Source organism: Streptomyces sp. NPDC048643, assembly GCF_040650615.1.
Classification (GTDB): Bacteria; Actinomycetota; Actinomycetes; order Streptomycetales; family Streptomycetaceae; genus Streptomyces.
Genome location: NZ_JBEZHO010000035.1, coordinates 23322 through 43208 on the forward strand (window position 1 = coordinate 23322; position 19887 = coordinate 43208).

Sequence of the window (19887 nt, forward strand, 5' to 3'; positions counted from 1 at the left end):
GGGATTCTTTTCGCACCCTCCGCCCCTTCCCGACCCGTTCCCGGGGGCGCTGCCCCCGGACCCCCCGCTCCTCAATCGCCCGACGGGCTGTTTCTCGGCCCGTCCGGCGACAGCGCCTCGTTACGGACGCAGCGCGCGCAGGAGCAGGTCCGCCAGGTGGTCGGCCACCTCCTGGCGGGCGAGGGGGCCGTCCGGGCGGTACCACGTCGACAGGTGGTGGACCGAGCCGAAGTGGTAGTCGACGACGAGGTCGGCCGGGGTGGCCGTGGAGAAGACGCCCTTCTTCTGGCCCTCCTCGATCAGCGCGCGGAAGCGCTCGTGGTAGCGCCGCCGCTCGGAGCGCACCTGCTTGAGCTTCTCCGGGCCGAGGTGGTGCATGGAGCGGAAGAAGATCGAGGCGTCGTCGAGGTTGTCGATGGTGGTGACGACCACGTCGGCCGCCGCGCCCCGCAGCCGCTCCTCCACGGGCGCGTCCGAGTCCGCGAAGGCGTCCAGCCGCTCCTGCTGGAGGCGCAGCACGCGCGCGTAGACCTCGTGCAGCAGGTCGTCCTTGGAGCCGAAGTAGTGGTACAGCGCCCCCTTGGTGACGCCCGCCGCCTCGACGATCTCCTGCACGGAGGTCCTGTCGTAGCCCTGCTCGGCGAAGAGCCGGGTGGCGGCGGCCAGCAGCCGCTGCGGGACGGGCGTACCGTCACCGTCCGTCGTCCTGGGCACTGCCGCCACCTGCCTTCCGTGCGTTCACGTCGATCGCTGTCGTCCTCGGGGTGTTCCCGGGAACCTCCGCGTCCCCGGGAAGCGTCGCGCCCGGGGACCTACGGGGAGTCCTCCGTGCGGGAACGCAGTTCCCGCCGCAGGATCTTCCCACTCGCCGTCTTCGGCAGTTCGGGCAGGATCACCACCTGCCGCGGATACTTGTAGGCGGCCAGTCTCTCCTTGCACCAGGCGGCGAGCGCGTCGGGGTCCTCGGAGGCGCCCGGCCGCAGGCTGATGTAGGCCTTGACGGTCTCGCCGCGGTAGCCGTCGGGTATCCCGACGACGGCCGCCTCACGGACCGAGGGGTGGGTGTAGAGGACGTCCTCGACCTCGCGCGGCCAGACCTTGAACCCGGACGCGTTGATCATGTCCTTCTTGCGGTCGACGACGTAGAGCCAGCCGTCCGTGTCCATGAAGCCGATGTCTCCGGTGCGGAGTTCGCCGTCCGGGAACGTCTCGGCGGTGGCGTCGGGGCGCCGCCAGTAGCCGGGCACGACCTGCGGCCCGCGCACGAGGATCTCGCCCTGTTCCCCGAAGGGGACGTCCTGGCCCAGGTCGTCGACGATGCGGACGACCGAGTCGGGGCCCGGCACGCCGACGGCCAGCGTTCCCGAGACGGGGTCGACGGGCGCCTCCAGGTCGGGCGGCACGGAGGCGCAGGGCGCGGTGCACTCGGTGAGTCCGTAGCCGTTGCGGATGTACGGGCCGAAGCCGGCGCGGAACTTCTCGACGAGGGCGGGCGGCAGCGGGGCACCGCCGGAGGAGATGTTCACGAACGAGGAGAAGTGGTCCGGTGTGGCCGACGGGTGGGCGGCCAGCGCCATGAAGGCGGTGGAGGGTCCCACGGTGTAGAGCGGCCGGTGCTCCGCGAAGGCGTCGAGGACGACACCCGCCTCGAAGCGGTAGGCGAGGACGAGCGTGCCCTCGCTGTTGAGACACGCGGCGAGCTGGCAGACCATGCCGGTGATGTGGAACAGCGGCGCCATCGCGAAGTACACCGGCGCCTCGGGCAGGGCGAGCCCGGTCCGCTGCCGCTCGGCGTTGTACATGATGTTGCCGTGCGTGTTGGTGGCCCCCTTGGGGGTGCCGCTGGTGCCCGAGGTGTAGCTGATGAGGGCGATGTCGGACGGGCCGAGGTCACGGTCCTCCGGGGCGGGGTGCCCCTGCCTGGCGACGGCCACGAGGTCGTCGGCGCCCGCGTCGAGGGGCAGCCGTTCGAAGGACAGCACGCGGGTGTCGCCCCGGGTCTGGAGGTCCAGTTCGCAGGCGGTCAGGACGATCCGCACGGGCGAGTCGGCGGCCGTCTCGCGCAGGTAGGTGTCCCACGCGCGGTCGGAGCAGACCAGGGCGGTGACCTCGGCGTCGTGCAGGACGTGCCGGACCTCCCCCGACTTGTACATCGGGTTGACCGGTACGACCGTCGCGCCCGCCTTCCAGGCGCCGAGCAGGGCGAGGACGAACTGCGGGGAGTTCTGGAGCAGGACGGCCACCCGGTCGCCCCGCCCGAGGCCGCGCCCGGAGAGGTGCCCGGCGACGGAGTCGCTCAGCTCGTCGACCTCGCGGTAGCTCAGCCGCCCGTCGAAGTAGGCGAGGGCGGTGCGGTCCGGGGTGTGCGCGACGGCGTCCCGGAGGGCGTGCACCAGGGTGTCGGCGGGGTGCACCGGGGCGCGCTGGGCGTCGTTGAGCAGGGCCACCCAGGGCCGGTCGGCATAGCTGGTCACTCGGTGGTCTCCCACTTCTGCTGGAGGTGGTTCATGTTCGTCATCCAGCGGTCGGGGTCCGCGGCGCGTGCCTGGTAGTACCCGGCGACCTCGGGGTGCGGCAGGATCAGGAAGCGGTTCTCCTCGATCCCCTTCATGAGGGCGTCGGCGACGTCCTCGGGCTCGATGGCGGTCGGCCGGAGCACCAGGTCGCCCGCGCTGCCGGTGGCGGCGAGCATGTCGGTGCGCACGCCCTGCGGGCAGATCGCGTGCACGTTCACCCCGCGGTGGCGGTAGGTGAGGGAGAGCCACTCGGCGAAGGCGTACGCGCCGTGCTTGGTGACGCTGTACGGCGCGGCGCCGATCATGGTGAGGAGGCCCGCGGCGGAGACCGTGGAGACGAACCGGCCGCTGCCGCGCTCCAGCCAGTCCGGCAGGAGGGCGTGGGCGGCGCGCACATGGGCCATGACGTTGACGTCCCAGGCGAGGGCCCAGACCGCCTCGCCGGCCGCTTCGGAACCGCCCGAGCCGACCCCGGCGTTCGCGCAGTAGACGTCCACGGTGCCGTCGAGGGCGTCGCGGGCCTCCTCGATGATCAGGGACGCGTCCCCGGGGACCGCGATCCCGCCGATCTCGTCCGCGACGGCCTTCGCCTTCGCGGCGTCGAGGTCGTTGACGACGACGCGCGCCCCCTCGGCGGCGAAGCGTCGGGCCAGCGCGGCTCCGATGCCACCTCCCGCTCCGGTGACGACCACTCCCGCACTCTGCACGGCTCCCACCATCGGTCTCCTTCGACGCGACACGGCTCTGCTGCCACGTCAGACTAACCAGTCGGTATGTGACTAGGGAAGGGGCTCCGGCGCGTGCCGACGCCCGTGTGACGAGCCGCGACAGGAGAAACGGAACGGCGGTCTACGAACTTCCGCCGTGAGCCCTTAGCGTGCACGTGCCAACCTTCCGCGATCACGGAGGTCACACCATGCGCATGTCCCGACGGTCACTGCTCGCGGCCGGCACCGCCGCCGCGGCCCTGACCCCGCTGCCCGCGGCGGCGGTGCCGGCCGCCGACTCCGGCCACCGGCTCCGCACCGGTTTCGAGCGGCTCGCCGCCTCCGGGTACGCCTCGCTGCGCGGCGGCCGCGTCGGGGTGGTCACCAACCCGACCGGGGTCACCCGGGACGTCCGGCACATCGTGGACGTCATGCACGGCGACGACCGGGTGGACCTGACCGCCGTCTTCGGTCCGGAGCACGGGTTCCGGGGCACCGCGCAGGCCGGCGGATCCGAGGGCCGCTACGACGACCCGGCGACCGGACTGCCCGTCTACGACACGTACTTGAAGAGCGGGCAGCCCCTCGCCGACGTCTTCACGGCCTCCGGCGTGGACACCGTCGTGTTCGACATCCAGGACGCGGGGGCGCGCTTCTACACGTACATCTGGACGCTGTACGACTGCATGGAGGCGGCCCGGCTCGCCGGGAAGCGGTTCGTGGTGCTCGACCGGCCGAACCCGGTCACCGGCCGGGCGGCCCTCGGGCCGGTCCTGCACAAGGAGTTCGCGACCTTCGTCGGCCGGCAGCCGATCGCGCAGGCGCACGGGATGACGGTGGCGGAGCTGGCCCGGCTGTTCAACGGGGAGTTCCTCGAGAAGCCCGTCGAGCTGGACACCGTGCTGATGTCGGGCTGGCGGCGGAGCGACTTCTACGACGCCTCGGCGCTGCCCTGGGTGCCGCCGAGCCCGAACATGCCGACGGCCGACACCGCCCTGGTGTACTCCGGGACGTGTCTCTTCGAGGGGACGAACCTGTCGGAGGGGCGCGGCACGACCCGGCCCTTCGAGCTGCTGGGCGCGGAGGGCGTCGACGGGCGCTGGGCCGCGGCGGCGAACGAACTGGGGCTGCCCGGCGTGTACTTCAGAGAGGCGTACTTCGCGCCGACCTTCTCCAAGTTCGAGGGGAAGACCGTCGGGGGCGTCCAGATCCATGTGCACGACCGGGCGGCGTTCGACCCGGTCCGCACGGGGATCGCGCTCCTGGTGACCGCTCGGAAGGTGTGGAGCGGTTTCGCGTGGCGTTCCGACAACTGGATCGACAAGCTGACGGGTTCCACCCAGGTGCGCACGATGATCGACGCGGGCGCGACCACGGACGAGGTGGTGGCCGCCTGGCAGGAGGAACTCGCCGCGTTCCGCGGGACGCGCCGGGAGTACCTGCTGTACCGGTGAGCCGAGGGTCTCACCGGTGATCCGACGGCCGGGCGGCTGATCAACCGCCTTACGGATCAGGCCTTTCGACCTGCGTGGAGCCGGGGGCGGACCACGTCCGTGGTCCGCCCCCGGTCCGGTACCGCCGGGCCTACCGGCCCGGCCCGATGCTCACCGGTGTCCGGTGAACTCGACGACCTGCTGGTAGGTCGGCCGGTTCTGCCAGGTGATCCTGCCGTGCTTGATGCCGCCGAGCGCCCGCTGGACGATCGAGTCGGCGCACCACTGGTCGCCGGCCGAACACTGGTCGTCGCCGGGGTAGACGACGGCCGCGGTCTTGCCCGCCGCCTCCTTCAGCGTGTCGACCAGGGCGTCCCGGCAGGCGCTGAGGCTGCCGCCGCCGCAGTACTTCTGCGACAGACCGCCCTGCACGGACTCCCCCAGCACCGCCCGGATGTCCTTGTCGACATAGCTCCACCAGCCGTACTGGAAGGAGCTTCCGGCGTGCGAGCCGGTCGGCCCGTGCCCGGCGGACGGGGCCTCGTCGATGGGCAGGTTGTTGCCGAAGGCGGTGTAGAGGTCGTTGCCGAGCCCCGGCTGGAACTCCGCCTTGACCAGCAGCGGCCACCAGGCGTCCAGGATGCGGATCGCGTCGGCGTCGGCGTAGGTGTGCGAGCCGGCCGAGGTCTCCGTGCGTTTCGCGCCCGCCGTCAGCCAGGCGTTCAGCTTGCCCACCGCCGCGGCGGCCGTGGGGTCGGTGACCGGAGAGCTGTTGACGACCTTCAGCAGATCGGGGAGCACGTCCTCGGCCCGCAGGTCGGCGAGGGCCGCGTCGGCCATGGCCTTCACCAGCGCGGTCCTGGTCACCCCGCCCGCCTGGACCAGCTTCGAGACCCGGTCGTCCAGCAGGTCACCGCGGTGCACCGAGCCGTCACCCCAGGAGGCCGTCGTGTAGTCCTTGGCCTGTTTGTTGTTCCAGGAGATGTAGTAGTCCTGGTCCACGGAGTTGGGGTGCTGGGAGGCCGGGGTGTAGGTCGCGGTGTTGGTGGCCGGGTCCCAGCCCTGCCAGTCGTAGGCGGCCCGCGCCCACACCGGGAACTCGGCGTCGACCCCGCCGGCCCGCACCGGGTTGTCCCCGCTGTTGTAGTACGCGGTGTGCGCGGAGTCGGCGTAGAACCAGTTGAAGGTGTAGTTGATGTGCTGGGTCGCGCTCTGGAACGTCGCCGGGCTCTTCACGTAGTCCGGGTCGTTGAGCATCTGGAAACCGATGATCGAGTCGGCCTCGTGCAGGAAGGACGAGCGCAGGGTGGTGTACGCGACCTTCTTGCCGCCGACGGTCGCGCGGTACTCCACGGGGCCGTACTTGGTCCGGTAGGCCTGCATCCGGTACGAGCCGGCCGCGGTGCCGTCGGCGACGGTCGGCTTCCAGGAGTTGGTCCGCTCGACCTTGTCCATCGCCGTGCAGGTGCCGTGGTACAGGTAGTGGTAGTCGTCCTGGCACAGCTCGACGGCGTAGGTGTCGATGATGTCCTGGCCGGAGGTCGTCGCGCTCCAGGAGTAGTCCTGGCCCCGGCCCAGCTCGACGTACATGCTCAGGCCCGCGAAGGAGGCGCCGCGGGCGCTCAGGCCCGGGCCCTGTATCTCCTGGAGCATGAGCAGCTGTGGCGCGAAGTAGCCGGTCTGGGGGCCGAAGACGGCGATCGGGTGGCCGCTCGCGGTGTGGTTGCCGCTGACCACCAGGGCGTTGGACATCCCGCGCTTGGCCGAGGTGAGCGAGGTCTTCGCCGCGGTGGCGGAGGCGCCGGTCGCGCTCGCGGCCGTCGCGCTGCCGGTGCGGTCGTAGACGAGCTGCTCCTGGGTGACCGAGCCGGGATCGGGCAGGGCCTGGCCCTGCGCGCTGTCCGGCTTGCCGCCGTACGGGAAGCTCTCGCCGTTGTGCACGGTGAGGGCCGCTTCCGGGTCGTTGCGCTCGCGGAAGGACTCCCAGACCGTGGTGCCCTCGGTGACGCCGTACTTGGACTGGGCGGCGAGCAGCGAGAGGGCGTTGTTGACCTCGCCGCCGCCTCCGGAGCCGAACAGCGAACCGATGACGGAGGCCAGCGCGACCAGGTCGGTGAGCTGGAAGTGGTCGATGGTGCCGGCGTTGGTGATGGCGTCCTTGTGGCCGGTCAGGACGTACTCACCGGGGAAGTAGCGGCCGCTGTCGGAGGCGTCGATGTAGGCGTTGATGCCGTCGAGGTAGGCCTTCGCGTCGGCGAGGGCCTGGACGCCACGCGCTCCGGCGTTGCTGGTCGCGCTGTCGATCTGGGCCTGCAGGTCGGCCTCGGTGTAGGGCGCGTTGCGCCAGAACTCCTGCTCCAGGCCCTGGTTGGAGGGGGCTCCGCCGGCGAAGCCGGTCAGCTGGCCGCGTCCGACATGGCGGAAGACGTCCATGAGCCACAGCCGGTCCTGGGCGGCGGCGAACCCGGCGCCGTACTCGGTGCCGTACCGCGTGGTGCCCGTGATGTGTGGAACGCCCGTTTTCTTGTCCCGCACGATCGTCACGTCACTGCGTCCGCCGGGCTTCGTGGTCGAGGCGACCTGGCCCGGGGCGACACCGAAGGACGCGTCGTTGAAGAAGTCGTTGATCTTGGTGTCGGTGAGTGCGGGGTAGCCGGAGGCCAGGTTGCCGTACGGGGTGAGCTGGTCCTCCGCGTGGCCGGGCTGGGTGCCGAAGGCCTGGTTGAGCAGGATCTGCGCCAGGGTCGCGTTGCCGTTCTCGCCCGGCGGCAGGATGTCCGAACACCGACCGCCGCAGTAGTCGTTCGTCGCGGCCGCCGAGGTGTCGGCGACCGCCGGGGAAAGCGGCGACAAAAGACCGGCAATGAGCACGCATAGGGAAGCGGCCTTGAGGAACTTGGGGAATCTGCGGGGAGTTCTCAGTCTGTCCAGGGTGGTGCGTGGGGTGCTCGGTGGCATGTCAGCTCCTACCGACTGGGGTGGGCCGGACGTTACCGCCGGTATCCCCGGGTTTGAAGATGAACATGCTTCAGTTTTGAGGATTCATCGCGACCGTGGACGCCGCCCACAGGCGACTGACAGCAACGGGAGGCAGGCCGAGGGCGCTCGGCGGGTGGCTTATGGCAGTCATCGAAAAACGGATGGAGCCGAATCGCGTGTCGATACGTCTATTCGGCGACGTCCGTACGAGACGGCGCCGAAGTGACCGGAGTACAGGTGCAGGTGTGACGGAGGTGCAGGACGATGGCCGGTTTCCGGAGTCTGGCGAGACAGGTGCGAGATCCGCGGTGTGATCTGGCACTGCGGCGGTACTCACTGCGCAAGTGCCTGGAGAGGTTCGCCCCTTACGGGCATCGGGCGACCTGGGACCATCTGTGTTCCCGGGCCGGGTTCGGACCCGAGGACCGCTCCCCCGATCCGGTGCGGCTCGTGGCCGCACTGGAGGAGCTGGAGGAGGCCCGATCCGTCTGGCTCGCCTACGAGGTCGAGTTCGCGCAGCGTCGCAAGAAGGAGAAGCACGACGGGCTGCGCAGGCCGGGCAGTGTCGACGACTGGCACCGGCTGACCTGGGGCGGGTTCGGAGTCGCCTGGTGCGACAACCCCCGTGTCCACCCTCATGAATCCCTCGCGGAGGTGCTGCGCCGGCTGATCGCCGCGCTGGAGCGCGAGCCGGGCGCCGTCTGTCCGGTGTGCGCCGGAGGCCACCTCCTGTGGATGTACGACCTGGCCCACGAACCCTCGTCGGGCCCCGTCTGCACGAGCTGCGGCATCGTGGTGCCCCGGCCCGTCCTGACCCCGGAAGCCCTGGCCGACGCCCGGCGCGACCGACTGCTCGTGTCGGCGTGAGCCCCCCCCCCGCCGGGCCGGGCGGCCGGGACGCCGCCGGGCTGAACGGCGGGTGCGGGAACTGCGGGTGAGCCGACGGCCGCGGACCGTCCGTGGCCGGGCGCGCGGTTCCCGGCGCCGGGAGAACCGGCGTCGGCACGGTCCGAACAACCCCCTGTCCGAACAACGCCGTCGTCCACGGACCTCGGTGACCGATCGCCGGTGACGACGGTCGGCCGGGTCCGCCGCCGCGGACATCGGCCGTGCTGTCGGCCGGCCGCTGTGTCCGGCATCGGTGACGAGGCGCCCGGTATCCCCGTGACGCCGGTGTCCGGATGTCACCGGTGCCGCCGCTGTTCCGCCGCCCTGTCCACCGTCGGTCCGTGCCGTCCGGCATCATCGGACCCATGCTGCAGGTCTGTCTGAACGGAGCGCGCGGTCCGGCCGACGGTGCCGCCTTGCCGATGTACCCGGAGGCCATGGCCCGCTCCGCCGCCGAGGCGGTGGCGGCCGGCGCCCGCGACATCCATGTCCATCCCAAGACCCCGTGCGGGAAGGACACGTTGTCCCCGCGAGTGCTGGCGATGACGCTGGAGGCGATCCGGTCCCGGGTCGGTGTCACCGTCGGCGTGACCACCGGAGCCTGGGCCGAACCCGATCCGGCGGACCGGGCGGAGCGGATCCGTTCGTGGACGGCGCTGCCCGACCACGCGTCGGTCAACTGGCACGAGCCGGGCGCCGAGGAGATCGCCGCCGTCCTCCTGGACCGCGGGATCGGCGTGGAGGCGGGGATCTGGTCCGGCACGGACGGCGCCGCCCGGTTCGCCGCGTCACCGCTCGCGCCCCGGGTCCTGCGGGTGCTGGCCGAGGTGACGGACACCTCCCCGCACACGGCCGAGGCGTCGGCCCGTGAACTGCTCGCGGCGCTCGGCACGCCCGAGCGTCCCGTCCTGCTGCACGGCGAGGACGGCGGTGCCTGGCCGGTGCTGCGTCTGGCGGGACGCCTGGGGCTCGCGACCCGGATCGGCCTGGAGGACACCCTCGAACTCCCGGACGGGGAGCGGGCGGAGTCCAACGGCCTGCTCGTGGCGGAGGGGCTCCGCCAGTACGCGGTGGCCGGAGCCCGGTCGTAGTGCCGGTCGCGGTCGCGGCCAAGGGCCCGCCTCTCGCCCCCGCGCTCGGCCCCGTGACGGAGATCCCGGGAGACGGAGGGGTCCTCGGCGAGGTGGGCGGCCGACGACCGTAGCAGCCGTGAATTCGGTGGTTCCAGCCCTTTCCCCCGCGGACAGTTGGGGGCGATGAGACCCGGCTGAGCGATCCGAGGAGCCCCGATGTCGACGCTGCGCGTCACCGCCGAAGTGCTGACCGTCCACGAACACCCGAACGCCGACGCGCTCGAACTGGCCCAGGTGGGCCTGTACCGGGCCGTCGTCGCCAAGGGCGCGTTCCGCACCGGCGAGCACGCCGTCTACATCCCGGAGCAGTCCGTACTGCCCGCGGGCCTGATCGAGGAACTGGGGCTGACCGGGCGGCTCGCGGGCTCCGCCGCGGACCGGGTCAGGGCGGTCCGGCTGCGGGGCGAAGTGTCCCAGGGCATCGTGTGCCGCCCGCAGGCTCTGGCGGACGTGGACCTGGCGCACGCCGCCAGGGAGGGCACGGACTTCGCGGAGGCGCTCGGCATCGTGAAGTGGGTGCCTCCGATCCCGCCCACCATGGACGGCGACGTCGAGTCGGCGCCCGGTCTGCTGCCCTGGGTCGACATCGAGAACATCCAGCGGTACCCGGACATCTTCACCGAGGGCGAGCCGGTCGTCCTGACGGAGAAGCTGCACGGCTCGGCCTGCCTGCTCACCTATCTCGCGGACGAGGAACGCGTGCACGTCTCCTCGAAGGGCTTCGGCGCCAAGTCCCTCGCCCTGAAGGAGGATCCGCGCAACCTGTACTGGCGCGCCGTACGCGGTCACGGCGTCCCGGAGGCCGCCGCCCGGCTCGCCGAACGACTCGGCGCGCGCCGGGTCGGCATCTTCGGCGAGGTGTACGGGGCGGGCGTCCAGGACCTGACGTACGGCGCCGACGGGCGCCGCGAGGCCATCGGTTACGCCGTGTTCGACGTGTCGGCGGAGATCGACGGCGCGGTCCGCTGGCTGGACGCGGCGGAGCTGCTGACCGGCGAACTCCCCCTCGTACCAAGGCTGTACGAGGGCCCGTACGACATCGGGCGCGTCCTGGAGATCGCCTCCGGCCGGGAGACGGTGTCCGGCCGGGACCTGCACCTGCGCGAGGGGGTCGTGATCCGCCCGGCCACCGAGCGGTACAGCCCGGTGACGGGCGGCCGGGCGGTGGCGAAGGCCGTCAGCCCGGCGTACCTGACCCGCAAGGGCGGGACGGAGTACGAGTAGGCGGGGCGGACGACGGTGGGGGGCGCGTTCAGCGGCAGTCCCCCACCGGCTCCTCCCGCTGCGCGGTGCCGCCGCCCCCCGCCCGGTCCGGGGTGCTCGCCGTCTCCTGACCGCCCGGACGCTCCACCATCAGGCGCGAGCCGGTCCTGCGCTCGCCGAAGACGTCGTCGGGGTTGGAGAGCACGCAGTTCTCCAGCGAGAGGCAGCCGCAGCCGATGCAGTCGGTGAGGTGGTCGCGCAGCCGGCCGAGCTGCTTGATGCGCTCGTCGAGTTCGGAGCGCCAGGCCTCGGAGAGGCGGGCCCAGTCCTCCCGGGTCGGGGTGCGTTCCTCGGGCAGTTCGGCGAGCGCCTCGCGGATGGTGGCGAGCGGGATGCCGACGCGCTGGGCGGCCCGCACGAAGGCGACCCGGCGCAGCGCGTCACGGTGGTAGCGGCGCTGGTTTCCCGTGGTCCGGCGGCTGCTGATCAGGCCCTTCGACTCGTAGAAGTGCAGGGCGGAGACGGCGGCGCCGCTGCGGGCCGACAGCTGGCCGACGGTCAGCTCGTGGATCTTCTCAGGGATCTGGGGCACCCTTCCAACCTACCCACCGCGTCACACGTCCGGTCCGTTGACATGCGCCGCCCTCCCGAGCATGCTAAGCAGTCGCTTAGACTATGAGATGCGGGAGGCCAGGGACATGGCAGAGCCGAGGACGTTCGCGACGGTCGACGAGCTGCGCAGCGCCGTGGGCGAGCAGTTGGGATACACCGACTGGGTCGAGATCGAGCAGAAGCGGATCGACCTCTTCGCGGAGGCGACCGGCGACCACCAGTGGATCCACGTCGACCCGGAGAAGGCCGCGTCGGGTCCGTTCGGCACCACGATCGCGCACGGCTACCTCACCCTGTCGCTGCTGCCGCTCTTCGGCCCGCAGCTGATCGCGGTCGAGGGCGTGAAGATGGGCGTCAACTACGGGACGAACAAGGTCCGTTTCCCCGCTCCCGTGCCGGTCGGCTCGCGACTGCGCTCCACCGCGACGATCACCGCGGTGGACGACGTGACGGGTGGCGTCCAGGTGACCGTGGCGTTCACCGTCGAGCGCGAGGGCGGCGACAAGCCGGTCTGCGTGGCGGAGTCCGTCTCGCGCTACTACCTCTGAGACCGCGGGACCGTCCCGGCCCCGGGAGCACGGTCCGCACCCTGCGGGATTCAGGCCTGTGGGAAGCGGCCGGTCGCCGGGGCCGGAGGGACGAACTCGGGGACCCGGTGGACGCACGTCCGCCGGGTCCTACCGCTTGGCCCCGACCATGCGCAGGACCAGGTCGGCGTAGAGAGCGCCGACCTCGTCCGGTGTCCGGGGGCCGTCGACGCTGAACCAGCGCGCCACGTCGATGCACAGGGACAGCACGGCGAGCGTGGTGCCGGGGACGTCCGGGACATCGAAGTCGCCCGCGGCGACGCCGTCCTCGACGATGCCGCGGACCTCGGCGTCCACCTGGCGGCGCAGCGCGATGATCTCGGCGCGCGCGTCGGGCCCGAGGGCGTCCAGCTCGTACTGCACGACGCGCGCCGTCGTGTGCTGCCCCGCGTGCCAGCGCACGAAGGACCGTACGGCGTCGGAGAGCCGCTCGGCGGCGGTGCCCTGTCCCTCGGCCGCGGACCGCACGATGTCGAGCGCCTTGTCGTGGCCGATCCGGCTGATCCGGTGGAGCAGCTCTTCCTTCGTCTTGTAGTGGATGTAGAGCGCGGCCGGACTCATGCCGGCGCGGCCCGCGATGTCGCGGGTCGTCGTCGCGTGGTACCCGCGCTCGGCGAAGGCCTCCACGGCGGCGACGAGCAGCCGCCGTGCCGCGTCCGGGGTGACCTCGGCCCACGGCTGCGCCTCGCCGCCGGGCGTCTCCTGCGCCGTACTCATCGCTGTTCGCCCCTTCTCCACTGCCAGGGTGAACACCATACCCCCGAACCTGAGCGAGCGCTTAGTGCCTGCGTCCGTCCCGGACCTGCGGGGTCAGAGCTTCTCGAAGGGGTCGTACACCCGGCCGCCGGCGCGCTGGCCGTCCTGGCGGTCCCGGATCACCTTGGCGAGGGTGAAGGCGGACGTCACGAGGTAGAGGACGGCGATGGCCAGGAAGGCCCGCACCCAGGCGTCGGCCTGGAGCTTGAAGATGCCGAGGGCGGTGGCCGCCATGGCGACGGAGAAGGACGCCACGGCCTGCCCGTAGAAGGCGGCGGTGTTCTGCTGCTTGACCGGTGTCTCACTCATGAGAGAAGGATCGGCGGACGCGGGCGCGGCCACATCCGCCGTCGTACTCAGAGGCGTACTCAGACCCGGGCGGCGACGACCCGCCGACGGACGTCCGACGGCGGGAGCCGGGGGCGGTCAGAAGGCGGAGACTCCGGTCAGGGCGCGCCCGATGACCAGCTTCTGGATCTGGCTGGTGCCCTCATAGAGGGTCATCACGCGGGCGTCGCGCAGGAGTTTGCCCGCCGGGTACTCGTCGATGTAGCCGTAGCCGCCGAAGACCTGCAGGGCGTTGTTGGCGGCGCGCACGGCGGCCTCGGACGCGAAGAGCTTGGCCTTCGACGACTCGGTCGCGAAGGGCAGCCCGCGGTCGACGAGGTCGGCGACCCGCCAGGTCAGCAGTCGCGCCGCGTCCACGTCGACGGCGATGTCGCTGAGCAGTTCCTGGACGAGCTGGTGGTGCGCGATGGTCCTGCCGAACTGCTCCCGCTCGGTCGCGTACGTCACCGCCGCGTCCAGCGCGGCCTGGGCGATCCCGACGCAGCCGGCGGCCACCGACATGCGCCCCTTGGCCAGCGCCGACATGGCGACCGCGAACCCCTTGCCCTCGGGTGCCAGCATGGCGCTCGCGGGCACCCGTACGTCCTCGAAGGCGAGTTCGGCGGTGGCCTGGCCGCGCAGTCCGAGCTTGCCGTGGATGGTGCGGCGGGTCAGACCGGGGGTGTCGGTCGGCACCAGGAAGGCGGAGACGCCCTTGTGTCCCGGGGCGTCGGTGGAGCGCGCGAAGAGCAGCACGACATCGGCCCAGGTGCCGTTCGTGATGAACATCTTGCTGCCGTTGATGACGTAGTCGTCGCCGTCGCGCACGGCCCGGGTCGACAGCTGTCCCGCGTCGGAGCCGGTGCCCGGCTCGGTGAGACCGAAGCAGCCGACGTACTCGCCGGAGGTGAGTCCCGGCAGCCACCGCCGCTTCTGCCGCTCGTCCCCCCAGGTGGCGATCGTCTTGGCCACGAGGCCGAGCGAGACGGAGACGATGCCGCGCACGGAGGAGTCGCCGCGCCCCAGCTCCTCGGTGACCAGGCAGTACGCGAGATGGTCACCGCCGCTGCCGCCGTACTCCTCGTCGACGGTCAGGCCGAGGAAGCCGAGGTCGCCGAGTTTCTTCACGATCGAGCGGTCGACCTCCTCGGCGCGGTCCCACGCGACGACGTGCGGGGCGATCTCACGCTGCACGAAGTCCCTGGCGAGCCGCTGGACGGCGGTCTGCTCCTCGCTGAGACCAAGGTTCATGCCGAGTCACCCCACAGATAGCGGCCCTTGAAAGCCGTACATTTAAATTAGCACTGCTAGTTTCCTGACGCAGCCCTACTATGTGCGCCATGGCCCGACCGCGCAAGCCCCTCCTCAGCACCGACCGCATCGTCGAGACGGCACGGGCCCTGGTGGACGCCGAGGGCCTGGCGGCCGTCTCGACGCGCCGGCTCGCCGCGGAGCTGGGGGTCAGCGGTCCCTCGCTCTACAACCACTTCCCCACCAAGGACCAGATCCTGGAGGCGGTCGCGGACTCGGTGAGCGCCCAGGTCGACCTGTCGATGTTCGAGGACGGGCGGGACTGGCGGACGGCGCTGCACGACTGGGCCGTCTCCTACCGGACGGCCCTGCGCGACCATCCGAACATCGTGCCCGTACTCGCGCGCGGGCCCGGCCGGCGGCCCGCCGGACTCCGGCTCGCCGACGCCGTCTTCGGCGCGATGGTCGACGCCGGGTGGCCGCCCGCGCAGGCCACCTCGATCGGCGCGCTGATGCGGTACTTCATCATGGGCTCCGCGCTGGGGTCGTTCGCCGGGGGCTTCGTGGACGACGAGAGCGCGTACGACCCCGCCGACTACCCGCACCTCGGTCAGGCGCACCTCCTCGCCGACCAGCAGGACAAGATCGACGAGCGGGCCTTCGAGACCGGACTCGGGGCCCTGCTGGACGGCCTCGCGGTGCAGTACGCCCGACGGACGCCGGAGGCCTGACCGGTCGGCGTGCCGGTCCGGTGCGCCCTCGTGGCCCTGTCGGGCCGGTGCGCCCCGGCTCCGGCGTCGTGACCCCCTGATCTTTCGGCCGCCGCCGAAGTGTCCATGTCGCATGCTGGACGGCATGAAGAGGTCGAACGATCCGGTGGGGCCGGGGCTGGCGGCACTGGCCCGGCTGCTGGCGGACGAGACGCGGGCCGCGTTCCTTCTCGCGCTGCTCGACGGGCGGGCGTGGACCGCCGGTGAGCTGGCGCGGCAGGCGGGCGTCGCGCCGTCGACCGCGAGCGAACACCTCGGCAAGCTGGTCGCGGGCGGCCTGCTCACCGAGGAACGGCAGGGGCGGCACCGCTATGTGCGGCTGGCCGACGCCCGGGTCGCCCAGCTCGTCGAGGACCTCGCGGCACACGTCGGGCCGCGCCCCGCCGAAGTCCCGCGCACGCTGCGCGAGTCGAGCACCGGGTCGGCGACGGCGCGCGGCCGCACGTGCTACGACCATCTGGCGGGACGGCTCGGCATCGCCCTCACCGACGCGCTGACCGGACGCGGACTGCTGCGCCAGGACACGGGGTTCGCGCTCACCGACGCCGGTCTGCGTTGGTTCGACGGCGTGGGCATCTCCCTGGAACGCACCGGGCGAAGGCCGCTGGCCCGCGCCTGCCTCGACTGGACGGAACGCCGGCCGCACCTCGCGGGCACCGCGGGCGCGGCGCTGTGCCGGCGCGCCCTGGACGCCCGTTGGTGTGTCCGTATCGGCTCGGACCGGGCGGTCAAGGTGACCCCGGACGGCGAACGCGCCTTCGCCGAACTCCTCGGCATCGAGGCGACCGCACTCCGCTGAGCGGCGGAGATCCCCGGCGACTCCCTCCGTCCGGCCCATCGCTCGCATCCGCCGCCCGCCTCGGTCTCCCCGTCCGATATCCGCGAGCCCGACGACCGCGTCCCGCCTAGTCTCAGGAGCATGATGAACGACTCCCCCGCCGGATCGTCCGGCTCGAACCACCGCCGTGAGGGGCTGCTCGCCGCGGCCGCGGCGGTCGTCACCGTCGGGCTGTGGGCCTCCGCCTTCGTCTCGATCCGCAGCGCGGGCGCCGCGTACGCACCGGGCGCGCTGGCGCTCGGGCGGCTGCTCTCGGGGGTGCTGGTGCTCGGGGCGGTCTGCGTGGTGCGGCGCGAGGGGCTGCCGCCGCGCGGCGCCTGGCGCGGCATCGCGGTGTCCGGCGTGCTGTGGTTCGGCTTCTACATGGTGGCCCTGAACTGGGGTGAGCAGCAGGTCGACGCCGGGACGGCCGCGCTGGTGGTGAATGTCGGCCCGATCCTGATCGCGCTGCTCGGCTCCCGGCTGCTGGGGGACGCGATGCCGCCCCGGCTGCTGGCGGGCATGGCGGTGTCGTTCGCGGGCGCGGTCGCGGTGGGCCTGTCGATGTCGGGCGGCGGGGGTTCCTCGCTGCTCGGCGTCGTGCTGTGTCTGCTCGCCGCCGCCGCGTACGCGGGCGGGGTGGTCGCGCAGAAGCCGGCGCTCGGGCGGGCGAGCGCGCTCCAGGTGACGACGTACGGCTGTCTGATCGGGGCCGTGGTCTGTCTGCCGTTCGCCGGTCAGCTCGTCCACGACGCGGCCGACGCTCCCGTCTCGGCGACGCTCAACATGGTCTACCTGGGCGTCTTCCCGACCGCGCTGGCCTTCACGACCTGGGCGTACGCACTGGCCCGCACGAGCGCGAGCCGGATGGGCGCGACGACGTACGCGGTACCCGCCCTCGTGGTGCTGATGTCCTGGCTGCTGCTGGACGAGGTGCCGGGGCTGCTGACGCTGGCGGGCGGCGTGCTGTGCCTGGCGGGCGTGGCGGTGTCCCGGTCCCGGCCGCGGTCGGCGGCGACCTCGGCGACCGTGCGGGAAGGGGCCGCGGTGTCGGGGCCCGCGCCGTCCGGCGGGAAGCGGTCGGCGGAGTGCCACGCCGACGAGGCATGACGCCCCGGCGCACCACAGGTCGTTCTTCGCCCCCTCCGCCCCTTCCCGTCCCGTACCTGGGGGCTGCCGCCCCCAGACCCCCGCTTCGGCCTGGACGGCCTCGTCCTCAGACGCCGGACGGGCTGAATCCAGGCGAGGCGCCGTCTAGAAGACCACCAGGGCCCGACCGCCCTTGCCGGCGATCATGTTGTCGAAGGCCGCCGGGATGCCGTCCAGGGCGATGCGGTCGGTGACCAGGCCCGCGAGGTCGAGGCGGCCCGCGCGGACGTGCTCGGCGAGCACCGGGAGGTCACGTGCCGGGTCGGAGTTGCCGTACACGCAGCCCGCGAGGGTCCTGCCCCAGTGGAAGATCTCCAGCGCGTTGAAGGTGACCTGCTGGTCCTTGCCGCCGATACCGACGACCGTGGTGCGGCCGCCGCGCCGGGTGGACTCCCAGGCGGTGCGGATGGTGACGGCCCGGCCGACGCACTCGACGGCCACGTCGACGCCCTGCCTGCCGGTGAGGGCGCGGATCTCGCGCGCGGTGGTCTCGGAGGCGACGACGTAGTCGGTGGCGCCCGCCGCCCGCGCGAGCGCCTCCTTCTCGGGCGAGACGTCGACGGCGACGATCTTCGAGGCCCCGGCGATCCGGGCGGCCTGGAGCGCGACGAGCCCGACCCCGCCGACCCCGAACACGGCGACGGTCTCGCCCTGCCGGACCCGGGCGGAGTGGTGGACGGCGCCGTATCCGGTGAGGACGGCGCAGCCGAGCAGGGCCGCGTCGGCGAGGGGGATGCCCTCGGGCACCGGCAGCAGACAGGAGACCGGCACCACGGTCTCCTCGGCGAAAGCGGCGACGTTCAGACCGGGGTGCAGGTCGCTGCCGTCGGAGGCGCGGTGGGCGTAGACGTTCCCGGCGCCCGTGAGCGCGTCGGCGCACAGCCACACCTCGCCCAGCGAGCAGGCGTGACAACGGCCGCACGAGGGAGCCCAGTTGAGGACGACCTCGGAACCGGGCGCGACCTCGGTGACGCCCTCGCCGACGGCGACGACCGTACCGGCGCCCTCGTGGCCGAGGACGGCGGGCACCGGCACCCGCATGGTGCCGTTGGAGAGGGAGAGGTCGGAGTGGCAGACACCGGCGGCGGCCAGCCTCACCCGGACCTGACCCGGTCCGGGGTCGGGGAGCTCGATCTCGGCGATCTCCAGCGGGGCACCCACGGCGGAAAGAACTGCGGCGCGAACCACGTGAACGCTCCTAGAACTGGAGGGACTTGGTCTGGAGGTACTCGGAGAGGCCGTGGGCGCCGAGTTCGCGCCCCACGCCCGACTGCTTGTACCCCCCGAAGGGGGCCCGCGGATTGAAGCGGCCGCCGTTGATGTCGACCTGGCCGGTGTCGAGCCGGCGCGCGAAGGCGACGGCCTCGGCCTCCTCGCCCGCCCACACCGCGCCCGCGAGCCCGTACACCGTGCCGTTGGCGATGCGCAGCGCGTCCTCCTCGTCCTCGTAGCGGAGGATCGACAGGACCGGGCCGAAGATCTCCTCCTGCGCGATCGTCATCTGCGGCGTCACGTCGGCGAAGACGGTGGGGCTGACGAAGTAGCCCTGGTCGCGCGGGGATTCGGGGCCTCCCGTGACGAGCCGCGCGCCCTCGGCGACGCCCTTCTCGATGTATCCCCGCACCCGCTCCTGCTGCTTGGCGTTGACGACGGGGCCGATGCGCTCGCCGTACTTCGCGGCGGCGGCCGCCGCCAGTTCGACCGCCTCGTCGTAGCGCTCGGCGGGCACCAGCATGCGGGTCCAGGCGCTGCACGTCTGGCCGGAGTTGGACATCACGTTGGCGACACCGACGTTGACCGCCTTCGCGAGGTCGGCGCTCGGCAGGATGACGTTGGCGGACTTGCCGCCGAGTTCCAGGGCGACCCGCTTGACGGCGGCGCCCGCGGTGGCGCCGATCCGCCGGCCGACCGCCGTGGAGCCGGTGAAGGAGACCAGGTCCACGTCCGGGTGCTCGGCGAGGGCCTGTCCCGCGACCGGGCCGAGGCCGGTGACGAGGTTGAAGACGCCGGCCGGGACGCCCGCCTCGGCGACCGCCTCGGCGAAGAGCTGGGCGGTCAGCGGGGTGTCCTCGGCGGGCTTCAGCACCACCGTGCAGCCCGCGGCGAGCGCGGGGGCGACCTTGGCGACGATCTGGTGCAGCGGGTAGTTCCAGGGCGTGATCGCGCCGACGACGCCGACGGGCTCCTGGTAGACGGTCGAGTTGCCGACCTGCTCCTCGAAGGCGTACGTGGCCGCCAGGTCGGCGTAGGAACCGGCCACCATGACGGGGACGCCCGCGTGCACGGCCTGCGAGAACGCGAGCGGCGAGCCCAGCTCCGCGGTGACCGTCTCGGCGATCTCGTCCTTCCGGGCCGCCAGGACGTCCCGCAGGGCGGCCAGACGCTCGGCCCGCTCGGCCGGCGGCGTCGCGGCCCAGCCGGGGAACGCGGCGCGGGCGGCGCGCACGGCGGCGTCGACGTCCTCGACCGTGCCGGCCGGGACGTGGCCGATCACCTGCTCGTCGACCGGGTTCACGACCTCGATCGTGTCCCGTCCGGCGGCGGGGCGCCACGCCCCGTCGATGTACATGCCGTCGTGTGCCTTCATCGTGTTCCTCCCGGGCGGGGCAGCGTCGTCCGCGCCCTAAACTAGCGATGATAGTTTTGCGGCGCCAGGGGGACCCGCTGCGAGAAGGGCGGCCCGGGAGGTCAGGGCGTCGTCCGAGACCCCCGGTGTCCACGGCGTCGGCCGGTCCGGGGGAAGCGTGCCTCGGCTCTTC

General features: G+C 72.3%; 18 protein-coding genes. 8 read left to right on the forward strand and 10 right to left on the reverse strand.

Translation table 11 applies throughout. From position 1 onward, the window contains the following. Positions 1 to 120: 120 nt before the first annotated feature. The 3 genes from AB0C62_RS28615 to AB0C62_RS28625 all read right to left on the reverse strand — a co-directional run bounded on the left by AB0C62_RS28615 (position 121) and on the right by AB0C62_RS28625 (position 3235). The gene (locus AB0C62_RS28615; protein WP_355874398.1) at positions 121 to 714 is read right to left on the reverse strand and encodes a TetR/AcrR family transcriptional regulator; all 594 of its coding nucleotides are present in this window, start codon (positions 712 to 714) and stop codon (positions 121 to 123) included. A 98-nt stretch (positions 715 to 812) separates the two neighbouring features. Then, positions 813 to 2474, reverse strand: coding sequence for an AMP-binding protein (locus AB0C62_RS28620; RefSeq protein WP_362977933.1), 1662 nt, complete (start codon positions 2472 to 2474; stop codon positions 813 to 815). Further along, complete coding sequence (locus AB0C62_RS28625; protein WP_362977935.1) at positions 2471 to 3235, reverse strand: SDR family oxidoreductase; 765 nt, start codon at positions 3233 to 3235, stop codon at positions 2471 to 2473. Before AB0C62_RS28625 ends, AB0C62_RS28620 begins: the two co-directional genes overlap by 4 nt. A 197-nt stretch (positions 3236 to 3432) precedes the next feature. Between AB0C62_RS28625 and AB0C62_RS28630 the strand changes: the two genes are divergently transcribed. Further along, on the forward strand, positions 3433 to 4677 hold the full coding sequence (locus AB0C62_RS28630; protein WP_362977937.1) for a DUF1343 domain-containing protein: 1245 nt from the start codon (positions 3433 to 3435) through the stop codon (positions 4675 to 4677). A gap of 150 nt (positions 4678 to 4827) precedes the next feature. Here AB0C62_RS28630 and AB0C62_RS28635 read toward each other — a convergent pair whose 3' ends face one another. Then, positions 4828 to 7614 (reverse strand): penicillin acylase family protein, encoded by a 2787-nt coding sequence (locus AB0C62_RS28635; protein WP_362977939.1) that lies wholly within the window; start codon positions 7612 to 7614, stop codon positions 4828 to 4830. A 285-nt stretch (positions 7615 to 7899) separates the two neighbouring features. Here AB0C62_RS28635 and AB0C62_RS28640 point away from each other — a divergent pair, with 285 nt between their 5' ends. From AB0C62_RS28640 to AB0C62_RS28650, 3 genes are all read left to right on the forward strand, one after another. Next, positions 7900 to 8502 (forward strand): hypothetical protein, encoded by a 603-nt coding sequence (locus AB0C62_RS28640; RefSeq protein ID WP_362977941.1) that lies wholly within the window; start codon positions 7900 to 7902, stop codon positions 8500 to 8502. Positions 8503 to 8888: 386 nt separating this feature from the next. Next, complete coding sequence (locus AB0C62_RS28645; RefSeq protein ID WP_362977943.1) at positions 8889 to 9614, forward strand: 3-keto-5-aminohexanoate cleavage protein; 726 nt, start codon at positions 8889 to 8891, stop codon at positions 9612 to 9614. A 198-nt stretch (positions 9615 to 9812) separates the two neighbouring features. After that, positions 9813 to 10880, forward strand: a complete 1068-nt coding sequence (locus tag AB0C62_RS28650; RefSeq protein ID WP_362977945.1) for an RNA ligase (ATP) — start codon at positions 9813 to 9815, stop codon at positions 10878 to 10880. A 28-nt stretch (positions 10881 to 10908) separates the two neighbouring features. Here AB0C62_RS28650 and soxR read toward each other — a convergent pair whose 3' ends face one another. Continuing rightward, positions 10909 to 11451, reverse strand: a complete 543-nt coding sequence (gene soxR, locus AB0C62_RS28655; RefSeq protein ID WP_362977947.1) for a redox-sensitive transcriptional activator SoxR — start codon at positions 11449 to 11451, stop codon at positions 10909 to 10911. 106 nt (positions 11452 to 11557) lie between these two features. On the opposite strand from soxR, the gene AB0C62_RS28660 reads away from it, so the two are divergent. Continuing rightward, a complete protein-coding gene (locus tag AB0C62_RS28660; protein WP_362977949.1) occupies positions 11558 to 12019 on the forward strand; it encodes a MaoC family dehydratase in 462 nt (153 codons plus the stop codon). A gap of 129 nt (positions 12020 to 12148) precedes the next feature. Here the strand turns inward: AB0C62_RS28660 and AB0C62_RS28665 are convergent, their stop codons facing one another. The 3 genes from AB0C62_RS28665 to AB0C62_RS28675 form a co-directional block, all read right to left on the reverse strand. After that, positions 12149 to 12775, reverse strand: a complete 627-nt coding sequence (locus AB0C62_RS28665) for a TetR/AcrR family transcriptional regulator (protein ID WP_362977951.1) — start codon at positions 12773 to 12775, stop codon at positions 12149 to 12151. A gap of 93 nt (positions 12776 to 12868) precedes the next feature. Further along, on the reverse strand, positions 12869 to 13123 hold the full coding sequence (locus tag AB0C62_RS28670; RefSeq protein ID WP_164372530.1) for a YiaA/YiaB family inner membrane protein: 255 nt from the start codon (positions 13121 to 13123) through the stop codon (positions 12869 to 12871). Between the two features lie 117 nt (positions 13124 to 13240). Beyond that, a complete protein-coding gene (locus tag AB0C62_RS28675; protein WP_362977953.1) occupies positions 13241 to 14392 on the reverse strand; it encodes an acyl-CoA dehydrogenase family protein in 1152 nt (383 codons plus the stop codon). An 89-nt stretch (positions 14393 to 14481) separates the two neighbouring features. On the opposite strand from AB0C62_RS28675, the gene AB0C62_RS28680 reads away from it, so the two are divergent. From AB0C62_RS28680 to AB0C62_RS28690, 3 genes are all read left to right on the forward strand, one after another. After that, positions 14482 to 15123 (forward strand): TetR/AcrR family transcriptional regulator, encoded by a 642-nt coding sequence (locus AB0C62_RS28680; protein ID WP_362977955.1) that lies wholly within the window; start codon positions 14482 to 14484, stop codon positions 15121 to 15123. Between the two features lie 112 nt (positions 15124 to 15235). Continuing rightward, a complete protein-coding gene (locus AB0C62_RS28685; protein WP_362977957.1) occupies positions 15236 to 15961 on the forward strand; it encodes a winged helix-turn-helix domain-containing protein in 726 nt (241 codons plus the stop codon). 120 nt (positions 15962 to 16081) lie between these two features. Then, a complete protein-coding gene (locus tag AB0C62_RS28690; protein ID WP_362977959.1) occupies positions 16082 to 17089 on the forward strand; it encodes a DMT family transporter in 1008 nt (335 codons plus the stop codon). Positions 17090 to 17233: 144 nt separating this feature from the next. On the opposite strand, the gene AB0C62_RS28695 is transcribed toward AB0C62_RS28690, so the two are convergent. Beyond that, entirely contained in the window at positions 17234 to 18316 is a 1083-nt protein-coding gene (locus AB0C62_RS28695; protein ID WP_362977961.1) for a Zn-dependent alcohol dehydrogenase, read from the reverse strand. Positions 18317 to 18326: 10 nt separating this feature from the next. Then, entirely contained in the window at positions 18327 to 19715 is a 1389-nt protein-coding gene (locus tag AB0C62_RS28700) for an aldehyde dehydrogenase family protein (RefSeq protein ID WP_362977963.1), read from the reverse strand. Positions 19716 to 19887 lie beyond the last annotated feature (172 nt).